Genomic DNA, 20137 nt, shown 5'->3' with positions numbered 1-20137 from the left:
TGATCGGGTGAACAAAAATGCGACAATGGATTGTACCTAAAAATAGCGAGAACTCAAAGCATGTTCATTGTGAATAATTAACAATAAAGATTAATCATCACAATGACTTAAGAAGAAACAGTCCAATTTCAGCCAAATGACAAACTCAGTACAGTTCAATAACAGATGTGGGTTAATTCATCATTTTCTGCTACTTTTTTGGTGTTTAAGGCCGAATTAGGTAAAGTATCCGTTCAAGCAAGCCCATTAACGTATTTAAGCAAGATGAAATCATTAACTTTATAAATTTAAGCTTTTGATAATTAATGGGTTAAATAGAAATAAATTCAATAACAATAATAAGGGAAGGACATGAGTCAGAATAGTCCAAATGCAGGCAACGATCTGCGAGAAGTCAAACAGCTCGGCATGTGGGCCTCCATTACTAGCTTAGGTTATGTGTTTTGGTTAGTTGGCGGTATGGAGTTAGTCGAGCGTATCGCTTACTACGGCGTCAAAGCCAGTGCAGGACTGTACGCTAAAGCGCCTGAGTCTGCGGGCGGCCTTGGGATCAGCCTGAGTGACTACGGCATTATTATTTCCCTCTGGGCGATCATGCAAACCTTTGTGCCCGTGTTCACCGGTGGCATGTCTGACCGAGTGGGCTACAAAGAAACCATCTTCGGCTCCACCATCATTAAAATCTTTGGCTATCTCGTCATGGCATTCTTCCCCAGCTTTTGGGGCTTCCTTGTCGGTGCATTACTCCTTGCCATAGGCACAGGGATATTTAAACCGGGCATTCAAGGCACCTTAGTGCTGTCCACTAATCGCAACAACACTTCAATGGCTTGGGGCATTTTTTACCAAGTTGTAAACATTGGCGGTTTCCTCGGGCCTTTAGTTGCCGTGCATATGCGCCAATTGTCGTGGGACAATGTATTTTTCGCCTGCGCCGCGATTATCTCACTCAACTTCTTATTCTTACTCACCTATACCGAGCCAGGTAAAGCCGAGCGACTGGAACGCAATAAGCAAATAAAATCGGGTGAAGTCGAACAAGAATCCCTGTGGCGTGATGCTTGGCGCGAGCTGAAAAAACCGATTGTAATCTACTATATGCTGGTATTTGCAGGCTTTTGGTTCTTGTACAATGCCCTATTCGATGTGCTGCCTATCCATATTTCCGAATGGGTCGATACCAGCGTAATCGTCACCTCTCTCTTTGGCAGCGAAGGCACCAGTAACGGTATTCTGCAATTTTGGCTTGGCCTCAATAACGAAGGCACTAAGGTGATGCCCGAAGGCATGTTAAACCTTAATGCGGGCATGATAATGACCAGCTGTTTTATCGTCGCCGCGCTGACGGCTAAATACCGTATTACTACCGCTATGTTTATTGGTTGTTTGCTGAGTATTTTAGCTTTTGTGTTTATCGGTGCTTTCCATGCGGCATGGTTTATCGTATTCGCGATAGCCATGTTCTCCATTGGCGAAATGATGATTAGCCCGAAGAAAAACGAGTTTATGGGTAATATTGCTCCCGAAGGCAAAAAAGCCATGTACTTGGGATTTGTGATGTTGCCCCAAGGGATCGGCTGGGGATTAGAAGGCTACTTTGGCCCTAAACTCTATGAGATTTATGCATCAAAGGAATTGTTTTCGCGGGATTTATTGCTAGAGCGCGGCATGAACAGCACTGAGGTCAGCGCCATTCCCCAAGGTGAAGCCTTTACCACTTTGGTGAGTTACACAGGTGAAAACGCACACGATCTCACCCAACTGCTATACCACAGCCATAACATTGGCATGGCGTGGTACATCATAGCCGCCATAGGGACTATCTCAGCGGTAGGAATTTACATCTATGGTAAGTGGTTACTCACACTACAAAGAGCCCAGCAAGCCGCCTAAGTGAAACTCGCTGACCTCATTCTGGGCAAGGACGACAAAGAAAAGATAAGGGCTAGATGATGGCAAGGTGAGGAGCGATCCTCATATTGCCTCATCAGTATCAGAAAGGACGCGTCAGCAATTCAGGCGTAAATTGTTCGGGCGACAGCAATAAGCCTAGGCTTTCGATTTGTGCATTCAAACGATTGAGATCTTGAGTCAGTGCCGGCAAGGTCAGCGTATTGTCATCGAGTTCATACACTTGCCTTAAACTGGTGTAATAAAACAGCAGTATAATCAAAGCATTCACGTCATTTTGCGCTGCAGCGGCTTTAATCTTTATCAACTTACGATAAATACGATTATGGAGTTGCTTTAATTGCCACACATAATAAATTTCACTGAAAAAAGGTCGGTCTTTTAAGTTGTAAATCACGGCGCTACACAGACCCAGACTGAAAATTACGCCTAAGAGATTCAAGTGAAAATTACCTGTTGGCTCACCTGGCACTGGCGTCGCCCCAAACAGCGCAATGAGTCCAGTACCAAAAATCAGCGATAACACGACTAAGCTAACAACTAGAATCACAATGAATAAATTCATGTTTTTACGATACAAGGTTTTATCTATTTCCTGCAGCTTCATAACATCCCGCTCAAATAAACCGCCCAGCATTGGCGTATAAATCAATCAATGGCAGAGCATACCGCAATCCCCTTTATTCGGCCTTAACTGATTTAAACGCATAACGAAAATACATTTCTCCCCCTTATCCGCGAGCGATACAAACTGAAACCTTTAAGCGTAACTAAGCAGGCTGAGGGATAGGATGATGTATCGATTGAAGATCAACGGCTTAATGCCCTTACGATTAATCTTCCATTTATTTCAAAACATTAAAATGTTAACGTGCAATCAAATCTGGGTAAAATTTGCTAACCTTAACCCTAGTGAATTGCATAATGATATCGCCGCTTTTACGAGAGACAGTGTTCTAACCCCCCGCATTCAAACCACACAAGGAATGCCATGATACTCAGCAAAGGCTTTGCACAAGTCGTCCTTTTGGCGCTCAGCAGCCTTTGCTTGACTGCACAGGCCAAAGACCTGCTCGCAGTGGGTTCGAGTTTCAGTCAAATTTTTGAACTACAAGCCAATGGAGAATATACCGGCTTAGGTGTCGATATTTTGAATCGCTTCGCCCAGCAGCAAAGTGTGAACATTCACTATCAAATTACCCCATGGCGCCGCGCTATCTCTATGGTTGAACGTGGCCAAGCGGATATTCTTATAGGTCCCTACGATACCCCAGAGCGTAATGCCAACTTGGTTTTTGCGGCGAAGGCATTTTACCGCGATGATATGGTGTTTTATGCTCGGGCAGACAATGAAATAGTGTGGAATGGCGACTATGCCAGTATTAAAACGCAACGGATTGGAAAAATGCAGGGCTGGAGTTATGGCACAAGGTTTACTGAACAAACTAAATCATTAAATATCAATGAATTTGTCGATATTAAAAGTGGCATAGAACGGCTTTCGCGGGGTGATTTAGATTTACTCGCCACCAATAGTCGCAATACAAATGCAGTGCTCGCCCAAATCAAAATCCCTAAAGCAATTACGCCAATCATGCCGATAATCGATGTGCGAGACGGCTTTATGGCTTTTCCGAAACAAGCTAAATTTGATCCGCTAAGAACTCGTTTTGACAGCTTCTTCGAGGAGATGATCCAGAATGGCACACTCACGACACTCGGCCAAAAATACCGCGTGACCTTGCCTTACTGATCCAACCTTACTGTTCCCGCCAAATCCGCCCCTCTTATCTTTGCTCACACCTGTAATAAAGAGTGATGGGGAACTCTGTTAGCTAAGACAAGCAATCAATTGCTGCTCAATCTCGTCCCAATTAACGTCGTCCATGGTAATCATTTCTAGTCTGGAATCTAAGGTGTCATCGAGTTCAACTACAGTAAACTCATGGTCAATCCAGTTAAATCCCGCAATTCCATCAGTAGTGATCATCACAGCCTTTAATCTAAGCAACACTTGCCCAACGTTGGATGACTGAGCTTGCCGCTGAATAAAATCCATTAATTTATCAAAATCAAATTCTTGACTCGGTTCAAACACCCAGCCGCAGCTAAAACAACCTTCACCTTGATTCTGCTTTCGCACTATACCGCGATCATCAAAATCAAGTGCGGCTTCGATTGCACCTTCGGCAAAGAGGCTCAACTCACTCAAGCGAGAAACACCAGCACGAAACAAGCTTGGGGCAGTCGTCGGTAGGCTGCCCAGCTTTAGGCCCGCGCTAGCATGCCCATTTATATTGAGTGACACGCGCCTTGGTTGGTTAAGATAGTCCAGCAAAGCGCTAGGTAAAGGCTGTTGATTTGAGTGGCTCACTACAGGAATATCAGTACGTTCAATATGGCTTAAATAAGTCTGCAATTCATAGAGTAACTTAGTATTTTCAGCATCATACAAGTCAGACTTAGTTGCGATGATCACATCGGCCACTTGCAACTGTTGGATAAAATTTGCATGTTCGCGATAGCGAGGATCGTGGATCTTACGCGCGTCCACCAAACATAGGGTGCTACGCAGTGAAATCACATTCTGATAATGGGGCGCACTCAGTACTTTAATGATTTCATTAGGATGCCCAAGCCCAGTCGGTTCAATCAATAAGCGGTCAGGTTTCGCTTTCGCAATCAACTGATTGATGGCCACTTGTGTAGGTACGCCTGCTGCGCAGCACATACAGCCACCCGCAACCTCACGAATTTGTATGCCGTTATCGGAGGAATTCAGTAACCCCGCATCAATGCCGACCTCACCAAATTCATTGACCAACACAGCCCAAATTTCATCCGCGGGTTTAGTCGCCAGCAATTGCTTAATCAGAGAGGTTTTACCTACACCTAAAAAACCTGTGATGATATTGGTGGGAATCGCTTTGATAATCATAAGGAAACTCGCTCGAATAGAAAGCTTGGCGCTCGAGTGTAGAAGTATTGGCTTCGAAGCTCAACAAAAAGCGCATCGGTGAGGATGCGCTTTTAGAATAGCGACAGGCTATGTAGCAAAATATGCAACTGACTATCCAACAGTCAAATCAACAAACTAGGTAACCGTTAAACGGCTAAGCTAATAGGCACTTTGCACTTATTAGCCTTGATTGTTGTGCTTAGCTTATTTTGACTTAACTTATTTTGACTTATTGGTGCGAGAGCCAAAACCTGACTTATTGCTCACCAAATTCGACTTAGGTTTAGTTGCATTAAACGGCTTACCTGAGCCAGAAGCTGGCTTAGCACGGCTAGAGGATTTCTCTGCACCTGCTTTGCTGTCCAGCGCTTTACCTTTCGCGTACTTCCCTTGACGAGACTGACCAATAGTACGATCCTGCGGCGCCTTATGGCTCCACTTTCCAATAGGCTTAATCGGTGCCGCGGGCACATCACGGTAACGGGCAGGCAAAGGCGTGCCTTCTTCATAACCCGGTTGTACCGACACGGGCAGTTTCTGCTCAATCAAGGCTTCAATTTCAGCGAGCATTTCATCGTCAGAAGGTGAAACAAACGAAATCGCGCGACCCGTTAATCCTGCTCGGCCAGTACGACCAATACGATGGATATAGTCTTCGGCGAGGAAAGGTAATTCAAGGTTGATCACCATAGGCAAGGCATGAATGTCTAAACCACGAGCGGCCACATCGGTCGCCACCAGCACCCGCAATTTACCAGCTTTAAACTCTTCCAACACCCGATTACGGGCGCCTTGTGTTTTATCGCCGTGGAATACACCTGCGGCTATGCCATCAAGCTTTAATTCTTGTAATAAATGCTCGGCGCTTTCTTTCGTGCTGGCAAACACCAGCACTTGGCGCCAATTGTTGCGGCCAACGAGTTCTGACAACAGCTCGGCTTTACGACGTTTATCAACGCGATAGACTTCCTGCACAACTGTGGATGCGGTAGTCGTGTCAGCAACATTCACCCACTGAGGTTCATTCAGCATTTTCTCGGCGAGTTGTTTGACAGCATCGCTATATGTGGCTGAAAACAACATGGTTTGATGCTGCGGCGCAATTAAGCGTTTCACTTTTTCAATGTCGCGCACAAAACCCATGTCTAACATGCGGTCGGCTTCGTCGATCACTAAGGTCGTGACACTCGACAAATCTAACTGGAATTGGCCGATAATATCGAATAAACGACCAGGAGTTGCCACCAAAATATCAACGCCCTGCTCTACCCCTTTACGCTGGGGATTCATGTTGGCGCCGCCGTAAACCGCTAAGGTTTTCAGTGGTAGGAACTGGCTGTATTTTTGGATATTTTCGCAGACTTGAATCGCAAGTTCGCGGGTTGGCGTCATCACCAACGCGCGTAAAATCGGTTTATCATTGCTGTCGCTTGTTAAAGAATCAGCCGCCAACTTTTCAAGTACAGGCAGAGCAAAGGAAGCCGTCTTACCTGTACCCGTTTGGGCGCAGGCCATAATGTCTTTGCCTTCAAAGGCAAGCGGGATCACTTTCTCTTGCACTTGAGTGAGTTGCTGATAGCCACACTCAGTTATCGCATTCAAAATAGGAGAAGATAAACCGAGTGTTTCAAATTTCATAGGGACTCTTTAGCTAAGTAGTAAAACTTTGATGCGAGGTGATACTCAATGCCCCAACGCGGGGCCGCGGAGTCTAGCAAAATCCGCGGCGTTTTTATAGGCAATTATCGCCACTAAGTTAATATCTCCTCAGACATGGGAGACTAAAAGCGGATCCTGTAAGTATTTTTGGCTAAATTCACCCGCAGGCACAGGTCTTGAGAACAAGTAACCTTGGCCGTAGTCACAACCTGCAGCCAACAACACTTGGCACTGCGCATCGGTTTCGACACCTTCGGCAATCACCTTCATTCCCAACTTGTGGGCCATCACGATAATCGCCTCGCAGAGAATTTGATCGTTTGAATCGGTATCGATATGGCGGGTAAAAGATTGATCAATTTTAAGATAATCAATGTCAAACTTTTTCAAATAGGCAAGTGACGAATAGCCAGTACCAAAATCGTCCAGCGACACTTGCACACCCGCATCGCGGTAGGCCAGTAGTTTTTCGGTTACACCCATACTGGCGTCCAATAACAGGCCTTCGGTAATTTCAACACAGACTCCCGCGCCTGTAATATTAAGATCTTGCAATAACTTCAACCAATCATTGAGCAGCGTGCCTTCATCACGAAATTGAATTGGGGATTTATTGACGCTGATTTGGATTTCAATCCCTAATTCATGACGCCACGCCGCACTCTGGCGAGCGGCTTGCTCGAACACCCAATTGCCGATTTCAACAATCAAGCCAGTATCCTCCGCCACAGGAATAAACTCAGCAGGCGACACAGCACCACGCTCCGCATGATGCCAGCGGATCAAGGCTTCAGCCTTAGTCACTTCACCCGTTGCTAAGGCAACAATCGGCTGATAATGCAGTTCAAATTCTTTATTCACGACCGCTTGACGTAAGTCTTGGATCAAGCGCATGCGGTATTTGGCGTATTCCTGCATCGATGGGGTGAAATAGTTGAAGCGATTACGCCCTTGATCTTTCGCCGCATACATAGCCTGATCCGCATGCTTGAGAAGCCCTTCAATACTGGTCGAATCATCGGGATATAAAGTAATCCCGATACTGACGCTGATATAAGCGGTTTCTTCCCCTAACACATAGGGTTCGGCAATTCTTCGCAAAATATTCTCGGCGACGCGCTCAATCCCCTTATGGTCTTCCATCGAACTTAACACCACAGTAAATTCATCGCCGCCAAGACGCGCCACGACGTCGGCATCACGCACACAGGATTTCAATCGACTCGCGGTTTCTATCAACAGTAAATCGCCCATGGCATGGCCTAAGGTGTCATTCACTTCTTTAAAGAAATCTAAATCCAAGAACAATAAGGCAAAGTGGTTGCGATTGCGGTCGGCATTTTTCACTTCACTGCTTAAATACTCCAACAACATGCGCCGATTAGGCAACCCCGTCAGCGTATCGTAGTTAGCCTGTTTCCAAATCAGATGTTCATTTTGCTTCTTATCGGTAATGTCTGAGAACAGGGCAACACGTCGATAGGGATGGCCTTCTTTATCATTAATCGTATTGATGGTTAACCAGATGACATATTCCTCGCCATTTTTGCGCCGCTGCCACATTTCCCCCTGCCATTGGCCCTTTTCACGGATCTCATTGTTCATTTGAGTGTAAAAATCACGGCCATTAAGGTCACAATAAAGCAGCCGAATATGTTGGTCCCGCACTTCAAATTCGCGATAACCCGTCATCACACTAAAGGCGGCGTTGACGGTAATAATCACGCCCTTTTCATCGAGGACACTCATGGCTTCAGAGCTGTTATCGTAAACCAGTGCCGACAACTTTAAGGATTCTTCGATAAGTTTTGCGTCGGTAATATCGGTATAGGTTCCACACATACGCAGGGCATTATCGTTGGCGTCGCGGCTCACGACTTTACCTGTATCAAGGATCCACCGCACCTTACGATTTACGGTATTTAAGCGGTACTCCATCTTATGTTGCGCCGTTTCGCCACGAATATGGGCCTCAATCGAATGCAGCACTTTAGGCCTGTCTTCGGCGACTATCGCATCCATCCATTGGCGACTATTAGCGTTGAGCATATCAACATCGCAGCCAAGAATATCGGCGCTGCGGGCGTTACGTTCGATACGATCATTGCGAATATCCCAATCCCACACCCCAAGATCGCTACTGCTCAGCACCAGTTCGAGTTGCTCACGACTAGCAAGTACCTCTTGGTCAGCAATGGCCTGTGAGGTGATATCTAAATATCCAGCAATAACAAGCAACACGGCATTATTACCACCACGCTTACAGGCGACTGTCATATGGGTGTAAACCACGCTACCGTCTTTAACGATAAAACGTTTATCCATCTCGTAATTATCGATATCCCCCCGCAGCATAAGCTCAAATTTCAGGGCATCCGCTTCTAAATCATCGGGATGAGTAATTTGTGCCCACGTCATCCGTAGCAATTCAGCTTCTGAATACTTGAGCATTTGACATAACCGTGGATTCACCTTTATCCACTTTTGATCTATCCCCGTTATTGCAATACCAATATTGCCCGCGTTGAATTGGCTCCTAAAAAGAAAATCATCCTGCAGACGAATTTGTTCATCACCCTCTAATTCAAAACGTCGCGATAACAAGCGGCTCAATAGCCAAGTCGCAATCGGGAAAATGGTCAATACTGGGAGGGTCACTTTGGCGAGTAATGGCATTGCTATGCCATCGGGTAGAAATAAGAACCACAACAACATCACGATATGAACGGTATAGGCAAAGAGAAAAATTTCTCCACCTGAAATATTGGCTAACAGAGACTTACGATATTGACGCCAGATCACCCCGATTAAACCGGATGACACTATCACGCCGACGCCAATCCATATACCAGCGCCACCGATACTGATGCGATACAGCGCCGTCATCACGACAGCAACCAAGGTCGGTAAACCACCGAAAAATAGACCAGAAATACAGAGAATAACCGAACGGGTATCGAAAAAAACGCCCGGTTGATATATCCAAGGCGTGCTCATGATGGTGATACCAATACCACCAATGAGCATCCCAATAATGATGCGCCACAGCAAGAAATACTGCCGCTGGTGTTTTTTAGGGATCACGTCGTACAAAAAGACCAACGCCAGCAATAAAGCCGCATTTTGTACTAACGGAAAGAGAATACCTTTATCCATAACTCAGAGAGCGACTCCAAAAATGAGGGGGCTTGATACCATTTTAACATTCCCCCACAAGTGTAGCAGAATCACTTAGAAATCATGCGTTAATTCCCTTTGCCGCATCACACTTTGGACTTACCACATTACATTTTGCAATAGAGTTGTTGACGATATTGCTCTGCAATAGAATGCCAGTCAAAACGCTGTGCCATGGCCGCAGCACGCACTTGTGGCCATGTTTTTCCCTCGAAACAATCAATGGCTTGCACCAACCTTTGCAAAAACGCTTCGGCTTGCTCATTTAAGCTATTGCCGTTAAAAGCAAAACCATTAACGCCATCCTCAACGGTATCCTTTAAACCGCCTACACTATGCACTAAACATGGCTGTCCCGCGCGCATAGCCAACATTTGACTGATGCCACAGGGCTCAAAGGAACTTGGCATCAAAAATAGATCGCCATGCTGATACAGCGCTTCGGATAACGCCTCGTTGTATCCTTGCAAAAATAATAGGTTATCGTATTTAGCCCCTAACGCTTGGAAAGACTTAGTAATCAATGCGTCGCCACTGCCGAGTAAAATCAGCAGCGCCGTCGGTTTTGTCTGCTTCAATGCTTTAAGTAAGGTCTCAAGCACAGATAAACCCGAGGGCAATTGATGGCGCAGCAGTAAGACTTTTTGATCGGTCAAGCGGCCCACCGAAGTCAATAGCAGACTCGGTACTTGCTCCGCCATCGCTTGACGCCAATGAGCTTGGGTGCGGGCAAAAGCAATCATGTCCACGCCACTCACTTGCGTTTGATGCCCCTGCCATTGCACTAACGCAGTTTCAACCGCACTCAGCAATTGCTTGAACTCGGGTACTTGAATACGCGCAGGTGGCTTAGCGGGTAAATCCGATACTGACGAATATACACAGCCATTTAAAATCCCCACCACTTTGTCATCATTGGCCTTGGCCTGTAAGTCTTGCTCTAGCCCTTCGCCACCAAAGAATCCAGCTTCTGGTCTGGAGGGCTGCAACACTTCCTTGGCATAACTGGGTGAGACTAAATGCACTTTGTCGCTTAACACTATGCCCATGCGCATAGGGTTAACACAGTAAGGATAACGGGGATCAGTAATTAACTGTTTTTGCCCCTGCGTCAAAGTGGCAAACAGCTCGGGAAACCAAGCAGCAAAAGAGGATGAATCTTGGCTTAAGGGACGTATCCCCTGCAGCGCAAGATTGTGGATAGAGAACACACACTCAATGTCTTTGAGAGCACTGAACTCAGGCACGAATGCTCTTAACATAGCTAAGCAGCCCGCATGCCAGTCATGTAAATGCAGCACAGTCGGCATAGGCACTCGGCCAGTAACTAATGCTGTCGCGACGCTCGCGCAAAGGAAAGCAAACTTAGTCGCATCGTCGGCGAAAGGACGCTCGGCACTGCCTTGGCTATAAATCTGCCCAGGTACGGATTGCCATAATGCATGTTCGAGCAGATAAATCATCGCCTCTGGCACATGGGGATGGGGCATGGAGAACACATGCACTCGCTCCAAGCGACCACCAAAGGCCACAGTTAACTCACCCAGATCTTGTGGTTGATTCGCTACCGCAGTTAAAAAGCCATAGCTTGGCATGATCACATCGGCGCACAAATCAACACCCGCCAGAGCGGCGGGTAAATCACGGATGACATCCGCCATACCGCCAACCTTGGCGCCCGCAAGGGCACCGTTTTCAGCCGCGACCATCAAAATGCGTTGTTTCAATTAATTGGATACTCCCGCTACTTCAACTGTGCAGCTTTTATTAAGCTGCCTATACCTAAGCCATTTTTACTTTAATAATCAATTTACTTTAATGATCAAAGCACTATTCATAGCCTACAGGCAAACCTAGCATGTCACGGGTCACTAAAGTCACGCCTTTTTCGGACACCCTAAAGCCTTTAGCTCTGTCGTGATCATGGTTATAACCTATCACCATGCCTTCGGGAATAATGCAGCCACGGTCAAGTATCGCATTCTTGATTTTGCAATGGCGCAGCACGACTACATCGGGTAGCACTACTGAATCTTCAACCAACGAATAAGAACAAACGCGCACTTCGTTAAACAATACGCTACGGCGCACTGTTGCCCCCGAAATAATACAACCGCCCGAAACAATCGAGTCCAGCGCCATACCGCGTCTGTCATCGTCATCAAACACAAATTTAGCGGGAGGTAATTGTTCTTGGAAAGTCCAAATTGGCCATTTGGCATCGTACAAATTCAGTGCTGGCGTGGGCGATAACAGTTCCATATTCGCTTGCCAGAAAGAGTCTAGCGTACCCACATCGCGCCAATAGGCTTGCTCATTTGGGAAAGCACTCTTAAAGGGATAGGCAAACACATTATGTTTTTCGATGATCGCAGGAATAATATCCTTACCAAAATCCCGATCTGAGCTTTCATTTAAGGCATCTTTCTTGAGCTGGTCAAACAAAAACTCTGTGTTAAACACATAGTTGCCCATAGACGCTAAACACATTTCAGGATTACCCGGAGAATGCTTAGGTTGCAGCGGCTTTTCTTCAAAGCCTAAAATGCGCATCTCTTCATCGACTTCCATCACCCCAAACGAACCCGCAGCTTCGGCAATCGGCACTTCAAGGCAAGAGACTGTCATATCTGCACCCGACTCGGCATGGGCGGCTAATAACCCAGCATAATCCATGCGATACACGTGATCGCCAGACAACACCATCACGTATTTAGGCAGCTCGTGGCGAATGATATCGATATTTTGAAATACCGCATCGGCCGTGCCTTGGTACCAGTTTTCCGAATAGCGTTGTGAAGCGGGTAAAATCTCCACCGACTCGCCCAGCTCCTTCTTAAAATGACCCCAACCGCGCATCACATGGCGGATCAAAGAATGCGACTTGTACTGAGTCACAACCCCGACACGACGAATACCCGAGTTGATACAATTTGAGAGCGGGAAATCGATAATACGAAACTTACCACCGAAATACAGTGCAGGTTTAGCACGCCAATCCGTGAGTTCATGCAAGCGAGACCCGCGCCCACCAGCTAAAATCAACGCATAGGTTTCACGAGTTAAATTACTGATATAACGAACATTAGACATAGGCTCTTACTCCGAAATCGGCAAACTGATTGCCCATAAATGGCTTATCGATACGGCAGACACTGCCGTACTCCCCCTGAGTATTTCTCACTTGCATCCCCCATTCCTTCCATTGATTTCTGCATTCCTTTCAAACACTTAACCTTTATATCCAAGCAACCTGAAGATAAGAGTCCTGCATCTTCAGGTTGTTTGGGTATATACTCATCCGCTATAACAAGAGACTTATAACCCAGAGCCCAACCCCTACAGTTTCCAAATTTCATCGCGATAACCCGCGATCGTCACATCACTCGAAAAACGCCCACTGGCGGCGGTATTGCGAATACTCATCTGCGTCCACACCTGCGGATCTTTATAGGCTCGCGCCACGGCTTCTTGCACGACTCGGTAACTGTCAAAGTCGGCGGCCGTCATCCATTGATCGTCGCTACTTTCGATGGCGGCAATAATGGGATCGAAAATCCCCGGCTCAAGCAGATTGAAGTGACCACTTTTGAGTAACTTCATCACCTCAGATAACGCCGGTGAATCGTCAATAATGCTGCGTGGATGATAGTGACTACGTACCTGCGAGACCTGCTCCGCATTGAGTCCAAACAGGAAAAAGTTCTCTGAGCCCACTTCCTCTAACATCTCGATATTGGCGCCATCCATAGTGCCGATTGTCAGGGCGCCGTTCATCATGAACTTCATATTGCCCGTGCCCGATGCCTCTTTGCCCGCGGTTGAAATTTGCTCGGACAAGTCAGTCCCCGGACAGATTTTTTCCATGGCGCTGACGTTGTAGTTTGGTAAGAAAGCAAAGCGTAGGTAAGGCGTCACCATAGGATCGGAATTGACCATATGAGCAACATTGCTGGCGAGCTTGATGATCAACTTAGCCATAAAGTAACCGGGCGCCGCTTTACCGCCGATCAATACACAACGTGGCACCATGTTTTCGGTGTGGCCTTGCTGGATCTGATGATAGAGATGAATCACATGCAAGATATTGAGTAACTGACGTTTATATTCGTGAATACGCTTCACTTGCACGTCAAACAGCATCGCCGGATCGAACTCAACCCCACATTCCTTAACAATCATCTTAGCCAGCAAAGCCTTGTTGGCTTGCTTCACATCACGCCATTTTTGGATAAACGCCTTGTCCTGTGTGAGAGCATTGAGCGCCGTTAACTGGCTTAAGTCTGTCACCCATTCTTGACCTAAATGGGCAGTCAGTAACTTAGCTAAGGCAGGGTTACAATGGGCAAGCCAACGCCTTGGCGTCACACCATTAGTGCGGTTATTAAACTTATGCGGCCACAACTCATAGAAATCCTTAAACAACCCAGATTTGAGTAGTTGCGTGTGTAAACCCGCGACACCGTTGACCGAGAAACTCGCCACAATCGCCAAATACGCCATACGCACATGGGGATGTGGACCATCTTGAATAATTGACATACTCGCCAATTTCTCACTATTTCCAGGCCAATGGTGGGCGACTATATCTAAGTAACGGGCGTTGATTTCATAAATGATTTCTAAGATGCGTGGCAACATTTGCGCCATCATACGCACGGGCCAACGCTCTAGTGCTTCAGGCAACAGGGTATGGTTAGTGTAAGCCATCGTCTGACTGGTGATCGCCCACGCACTGTCCCATTCCAAACCGTATTCGTCGATCAATAACCGCATCAACTCAGGCACGGCAATGCTAGGGTGAGTGTCATTCAACTGCATGACATTTTTAGCGGCAAACTGCGTAAAATCATGACCATGACGACTCACCCAACGTTTGAGTAAATCCTGCAAGCTAGCGGAGGATAAAAAGTATTGCTGACGTAATCGCAGCTCTTTGCCGTTCTCGCTCGCATCATTTGGATAGAGTACCATAGTGATCTGCTCGGCCAAGTTTTTACGGGCCACGGCTTCTGTGTAGTCGCCTTGATTAAACTCAGCTAAATCAAAATCATCGGTCGCTTCAGCCTTCCACAATCTCAAGGTATTTACCCGCCCATTGCGATAACCAGGAACTGGCATGTCATAGGCGACGGCGAGCACATCTTGGGTTTCAACCCAAATAATGTGCCTACGGCCTTGTTTATCGACATAGGATTCGGTATGGCCAAAAAATGGCACTATTACGTTGTGGGTAGGGACACGCACTTCCCACGGATTACCTTCGCGCAACCAACGGTCAGGGCGTTCAACTTGGTAACCGTCGACTATCTTCTGGGCGAACATGCCATATTCGTAACGTATGCCATAACCCGTCACTGATAAGTCCATGCTGGCGCAGCTATCGAGGAAACACGCGGCTAATCGACCTAGGCCGCCGTTGCCTAAACCAGCATCATGTTCGGCCTCTTCTAACTCTTCTAACGATACCGCATAGTTGCTCAAGGCATCACGGCTATCTTGTTGCAAATCTAAACTCAGTAGTGCATTACCTAGCGCCCGGCCCATCAAAAATTCGAGGGATAAATATGCCACTTGCTTGCGCTTAAAATGGCTGTCATCCACTCGAGTCTGACGCCAATTATCTAGCATCTGTTCTTTCACGCTGTATGCTAACGCTTGAAATAATTCGCAGCTCACGCCTTCGCCACGGCTGAGTCCATAACGTAAATGGCGCTCAAAAGAAGCGGGCAAAGCATCGCAGGGTTCACAGGGCTCAGCGGCTTTAGACTTAGTCTGACGTTTAGCGGGAGCTTTCTTGCTCGCGGCTTTTGACTGAGCTAGTGTTACTGGTTTTTCGCTGGTATTGGGGCTCAGCTCGCTTTTGTCACTCATAGTTAATTCCTTCATTTCCTATAAAATCAGCATGAAAAAGCATGAGACTACGATCTTGCAGTAAGTATCGCGTCGCAGAGATCTGAACATCCGGCGGCTCAGTTTGGGTATGAATAAGGCATTGCCACGGACTCAAGTGCTCGAAAGTCGGCAGGGTAAAAGCGAGAGGATTGTCGTCGGCATTAACCATCAACAGCAAAGCTTGCTGCTTGCCTTGATCTTCTAAATCACCGGAAAGCACCACAGACAAACTGCGGCACATAGATTCGGTCCACAAGCTCTTGGTCATTTGTTCACCTTGGCGACTAAACCAATCTAATCGAGTACCAATATCGGCTAAGGATTCAGCCAATAACTGTTCGTGAATGAAGCGCTTAGCACATAACAGCGGGAAACGTTTCCGCAGGGCGATAAGCTGTTGAGTAAAGGCCAACAGCTCAGTGTCCATGCCCTTTGCCGACCAATCAAACCAGTTCAGTTCATTGTCTTGGCAATAGGCATTATTGTTGCCTTGCTGAGTGCGGCCTGTCTCATCACCACTCAACAACATAGGCACACCTTGAGATAAAAATAGCGTAGTCAATAAGTTACGTTGTTGACGACTGCGAAGTTCTAGAATTGAGCTATCTTCGGTTTCCCCTTCAATCCCATAATGATGGCTGAAGTTTTCTTGGTGACCATCGCGGTTATCCTCCCCATTTGCCAAGTTATGGCGCTGGGTATAACTCACTAAGTCTTTAAGAGTAAAACCGTCGTGACTGGTTAAAAAATTAAGACTGGTCGCAGGTGGACGGCCACTGTGCTCAAAAAAATCCCCCGAGCCGTGAAAACGCCGAGCAAATTCGGGCAACATGCAGTGATCGCCGCGCCAAAAGCGGCGCATAGTGTCTCTATATCTGTCGTTCCACTCGCTAAAGGCCACGGGGAAATTGCCCAATTGATAACCACCGGGGCCGATATCCCAAGGCTCAGCAATTAATTTCACTCGGCATAAAACAGGGTCTTGCAACAGCGCATCGAAGAAACCTGAGCCGGGATCAAAACCATAGGCCTCGCGACCTAAGCAAGCCGCCAAGTCGAAGCGAAACCCATCGACGCCCATGATTTCTACCCAATAACGCAGCGAATCTAGTACGAGCTGTAACATGCGTGGATGATTGATATTTAAGGTGTTTCCGCAACCCGTATCATTAATATAAAAACGCTTATCATTCGGATGCAGACGGTAATAACTGAGATTATCTATGCCACGAAAACTAAAGGTCGGCCCAAGTCGACTCCCCTCGGCGCTGTGGTTATAGACCACATCGAGGATCACTTCGATACCTGCGCCGTGAAGTGCATCCACCATGGCCCGAAACTCACCAATATCGTCGGATGACAGATAACTCGGCTCAGGGGCAAAAAAGCCGATACTGTTGTAGCCCCAATAGTTAGTGAGCTTTTTCTCGAGCAAAAATGGCTCAGTGAAAAAGGCCTGTACAGGAAGTAACTCGACACACGTCACCCCAAGTTCGGCCAAATAATCGATAGCAGGCTGAGTCGCTAAGCCCGCAAAGGTGGCACGTTTATGGGGTTCAATCTCAGGATGCACCGCCGTAAAGCCTTTAACGTGCATCTCATAAATGATGCTGCGCTCTAGGGGTTTGGGCTGAAACCTAGTCGCAAGGGGCTGAATCGACTGCTTGGCAGCTATCTCGATTAATGGACGAATGTCCACGACCTTGCATTTTGGCACATGGGCAGCGTTATCTAACTTGCTGAAAGATAAGTCTTCATCCATGTGGTTCAGCTCGTAACCATAGTTAGACTCATGGTCGCGATATTCACCGACGAGCTGGCGTGCATAGGGGTCGAGCAATAATTTATTGGGGTTAAATCTGTGACCAAGCAGAGGCTCATAGGAGCCATAAACGCGATAACCGTAGAGTTGCCCCGCCTTAAGCCCTTGCACAAACACATGCCAGATTTGCTGGGTTTGTTCAGTTAACACAATACGCGCGATTTCTTGCTCGCCATTGTCATCAAATAAACATAACTCAACCGCTGTTGCGTTAGCTGAAAATAACGCAAAGTTGACGCCATCGCCCTCAACATTAGCACCGAGCGGAAAAGGCTCACCTACCCCTAACGCCCATTTTTCGCTTTGAAATGGGTGGTTTTTAGCGTCAGGGTTGAGCTTAATATCATCAGCCGTGGGCTTTTGCATGCTAGTTCGCCTCAGCCAATCCGGTTAACGCAGGCCCTATGACTAGACAGCCCAAGGGTGGCACAGTGATCAGCGCGCTCTGCGCCATTCCTTGCCACGGCAGCGACTCAGCAACCACAGTGCCCGCATTACCTTGATTACTGCCACCATAAATCTGGCTATCGCTATTAAGATATTCGCGGTAATCCCCCGCCAAAGGCAAACCAATACGGAACCCAGTGTGTAATTGGGGCGTCATGTTGATGACAAACACTAACGGCGCATCACCCGCTAACCCGTAACGCACAAAGGTAAAGATGCTGTCGCGGCTATTCTCACAATCTAGCCAACTAAATCCTGCGCCCTCGTAATCCTGAACCGATAAGGCTGGCATTTTTTGATATAAGTGATTGAGATCTTTAAGCCAACGCTGGACGCCTTGGTGCGGCTCGTAAGCCAATAAGTGCCAATCTAAACTCTGGTTATGGTTCCACTCATTTCGCTGACCAAACTCGCAGCCCATAAAGAGTAATTTCTTACCTGGATGCCCCCACATAAAACCGTAATAAGCACGCAAGGTCGCAAATTTCTGCCAATCATCACCGGGAATTTTATGCAGCAACGAGCCCTTGCCGTGGACCACTTCATCGTGACTCACGGACAACATAAATTGCTCGGTATAGGCGTACATCAAACTGAAGGTCAATTGATGATGGTGGAATTGGCGGTAAAGCGGATCTCGGCCTAAGTAGCTTAAGCTGTCATTCATCCAGCCCATATTCCATTTAAAGCCAAAGCCGAGACCTTGCTGATCCGTCGGCTTAGTCACCCCCGCAAAAGCGGTGGACTCTTCGGCAATCATGCAAATGCCGGGGAAAGCTTGGTACAGGCGTTGATTCAAAATTTGTAAGAAACTGATGGCCTCGAGATTCTCCCGTCCACCATAGGCATTGGGCAGCCATTGGCCCGGCTCGCGGCTGTAATCGAGGTACAACATAGAAGACACGGCATCGAGACGCAGGCCATCGAAATGAAACTCCCGCAGCCAGTAACAAGCATTACTCAACAAGAAGCTGCGCACTTCACCGCGATCATAGTTATAAATTAGGGTATCCCAATCGGGATGTGTACCCTTGCGAGGATCTTCATGCTCATACAGACATGTGCCATCGAAACGCACTAAGCCGTGGGGATCCTTAGGGAAATGCGCCGACACCCAATCGAGGATGATACCAATCCCCGCCTGATGGCAGGCATCCACAAAGGCCTTTAACCCATTGGCATCGCCAAATCTGTGGGTCGGCGCATAGAGACCCACAGGCTGATATCCCCACGAACCATCAAAGGGAAACTCGCTGATCGGCATCAGTTCGATGTGGGTAAAGCCTTGCTCCTTCACATAGGGAATAAGCTGTTCAATCAAGTCTTGATAATCAAGATATTGCTCGCCTTGCTCTCCCTTACGACGCCACGAACCTAAGTGGACTTCGTAGGCCGACATGGGCGCTTTATGCCAAGCTGTCGCCGCTCGCTTACTCATCCAAGCGGTATCATTCCAGCTATGGTGGGCTTTTTTGGGCACGATAGAAGCATTGTGGGGCGCGCATTCCATTTGGGTTGCCATGGGATCGGATTTAGTATGGCGCTCACCATTTTGATAAACCAAATCAAACTTATAGTGTGCACCTTCAGCCACATTGGGTAAAAATAGCTCCCATAAACCATTGGCAATATGTTGGCGCATAACATGGCGAGTATCGTCCCAATGGTTAAAATCTCCCACCACAGAAACCCGCTTAGCATTAGGTGCCCACACACAAAAATGCACGCCTTCGACGCCTTGGGTTTGACGCCAGTTGGCACCTAAAAATTCATAGGCGCGCTCGGCGCTGCCTTCACCAAACAGGTAAATATCGTCACTATTGAGCAGTGAATCAAACTGATAAGGGTCGACTATATCTAACTGACACAGGGGATATTCCACCCGTAGCAAGTAGAGAAACGGCTTGACGCGTCGTCCCAGAGTGCCGGCGAATAGTCCCTGCTCGTTGACCTTGTCCAGACTCGCCACTTTGCGGCCATCTTTAATGCTGATCACATCCACACTGAGGGCATTGCGAAAAAAACAACGAACAATTAATGCCTTACCCTCGTTGGCACTGTGCATACCTAAGAGCGAAAAAACATCAGTGTATTGACCATTAAGTAGGGCGACGTCGGCACCATCGTAGAAATAGGCATTGGCTTGAGTCATCATTTTTCTTCCGTTTATCAGTCAATTAAACTTGCAAATTGGTACTATTTACCCACATCCCCCCTAATAATCTCATCTTTAGGGATGGCATAATGTGGTGCGACTTAGGCAGCCT

The 20137-nt window shown here is 47.2% G+C and carries 11 protein-coding genes; 2 read left to right on the top strand and 9 right to left on the bottom strand.

Features of this window, described 5'->3' with window-relative positions:
• Positions 1-351 precede the first annotated feature (351 nt).
• On the top strand, positions 352-1893 hold the full coding sequence (locus tag L5M37_RS09640) for an MFS transporter (protein WP_263200269.1): 1542 nt from the start codon (positions 352-354) through the stop codon (positions 1891-1893).
• A gap of 100 nt (positions 1894-1993) precedes the next feature.
• On the opposite strand, the gene L5M37_RS09635 is transcribed toward L5M37_RS09640, so the two are convergent.
• A complete protein-coding gene (locus L5M37_RS09635; RefSeq protein WP_263200267.1) occupies positions 1994-2518 on the bottom strand; it encodes a DUF3087 domain-containing protein in 525 nt (174 codons plus the stop codon).
• Between the two features lie 384 nt (positions 2519-2902).
• Between L5M37_RS09635 and L5M37_RS09630 the strand changes: the two genes are divergently transcribed.
• Positions 2903-3664, top strand: a complete 762-nt coding sequence (locus L5M37_RS09630) for a substrate-binding periplasmic protein (protein WP_168823321.1) — start codon at positions 2903-2905, stop codon at positions 3662-3664.
• Positions 3665-3742: 78 nt separating this feature from the next.
• Here the strand turns inward: L5M37_RS09630 and L5M37_RS09625 are convergent, their stop codons facing one another.
• The 8 genes from L5M37_RS09625 to glgB form a co-directional block, all read right to left on the bottom strand.
• The gene (locus L5M37_RS09625; protein WP_263200266.1) at positions 3743-4849 is read right to left on the bottom strand and encodes a CobW family GTP-binding protein; all 1107 of its coding nucleotides are present in this window, start codon (positions 4847-4849) and stop codon (positions 3743-3745) included.
• A gap of 240 nt (positions 4850-5089) precedes the next feature.
• On the bottom strand, positions 5090-6508 hold the full coding sequence (locus L5M37_RS09620) for a DEAD/DEAH box helicase (protein ID WP_263200265.1): 1419 nt from the start codon (positions 6506-6508) through the stop codon (positions 5090-5092).
• 129 nt (positions 6509-6637) lie between these two features.
• Positions 6638-9685 (bottom strand): EAL domain-containing protein, encoded by a 3048-nt coding sequence (locus tag L5M37_RS09615; protein WP_263200263.1) that lies wholly within the window; start codon positions 9683-9685, stop codon positions 6638-6640.
• A 128-nt stretch (positions 9686-9813) separates the two neighbouring features.
• A complete protein-coding gene (locus tag L5M37_RS09610) occupies positions 9814-11433 on the bottom strand; it encodes a glycogen synthase (RefSeq protein WP_263200261.1) in 1620 nt (539 codons plus the stop codon).
• Positions 11434-11536: 103 nt separating this feature from the next.
• Positions 11537-12799 carry a glucose-1-phosphate adenylyltransferase gene (gene glgC, locus L5M37_RS09605; RefSeq protein ID WP_006085131.1) on the bottom strand — a complete coding sequence of 421 codons (1263 nt, stop codon included), beginning with the start codon at positions 12797-12799 and terminating at the stop codon, positions 11537-11539.
• 246 nt (positions 12800-13045) lie between these two features.
• A complete protein-coding gene (locus tag L5M37_RS09600) occupies positions 13046-15580 on the bottom strand; it encodes a glycogen/starch/alpha-glucan phosphorylase (protein WP_263200260.1) in 2535 nt (844 codons plus the stop codon).
• On the bottom strand, positions 15573-17789 hold the full coding sequence (gene glgX / locus L5M37_RS09595) for a glycogen debranching protein GlgX (protein WP_263200259.1): 2217 nt from the start codon (positions 17787-17789) through the stop codon (positions 15573-15575). Before glgX ends, L5M37_RS09600 begins: the two co-directional genes overlap by 8 nt.
• Position 17790: 1 nt before the next feature.
• Positions 17791-20025 (bottom strand): 1,4-alpha-glucan branching protein GlgB, encoded by a 2235-nt coding sequence (gene glgB, locus L5M37_RS09590; protein WP_263200257.1) that lies wholly within the window; start codon positions 20023-20025, stop codon positions 17791-17793.
• Positions 20026-20137 lie beyond the last annotated feature (112 nt).

This window comes from Shewanella sp. SM69 (genome assembly GCF_025653985.1).
Classification (GTDB): domain Bacteria; phylum Pseudomonadota; class Gammaproteobacteria; order Enterobacterales; family Shewanellaceae; genus Shewanella; species Shewanella oncorhynchi.
The sequence above is the reverse complement of the archived record's forward strand: the minus strand, read 5'-3'. Positions and strand labels throughout refer to the sequence as shown.

Bases quoted from the DNA above. Each gene is read 5' to 3' on its own strand.
- L5M37_RS09640 (WP_263200269.1), top strand. From the start codon at position 352: ATGAGTCAGAATAGTCCAAATGCAGGCAACGATCTGCGAGAAGTCAAA.
- L5M37_RS09635 (WP_263200267.1), bottom strand. From the start codon at position 2,518: ATGAAGCTGCAGGAAATAGATAAAACCTTGTATCGTAAAAACATGAAT.
- L5M37_RS09630 (WP_168823321.1), top strand. From the start codon at position 2,903: ATGATACTCAGCAAAGGCTTTGCACAAGTCGTCCTTTTGGCGCTCAGC.
- L5M37_RS09625 (WP_263200266.1), bottom strand. From the start codon at position 4,849: ATGATTATCAAAGCGATTCCCACCAATATCATCACAGGTTTTTTAGGT.
- L5M37_RS09620 (WP_263200265.1), bottom strand. From the start codon at position 6,508: ATGAAATTTGAAACACTCGGTTTATCTTCTCCTATTTTGAATGCGATA.
- L5M37_RS09615 (WP_263200263.1), bottom strand. From the start codon at position 9,685: ATGGATAAAGGTATTCTCTTTCCGTTAGTACAAAATGCGGCTTTATTG.
- glgC (WP_006085131.1), bottom strand. From the start codon at position 12,799: ATGTCTAATGTTCGTTATATCAGTAATTTAACTCGTGAAACCTATGCG.
- L5M37_RS09600 (WP_263200260.1), bottom strand. From the start codon at position 15,580: ATGAGTGACAAAAGCGAGCTGAGCCCCAATACCAGCGAAAAACCAGTA.
- glgX (WP_263200259.1), bottom strand. From the start codon at position 17,789: ATGCAAAAGCCCACGGCTGATGATATTAAGCTCAACCCTGACGCTAAA.
- glgB (WP_263200257.1), bottom strand. From the start codon at position 20,025: ATGATGACTCAAGCCAATGCCTATTTCTACGATGGTGCCGACGTCGCC.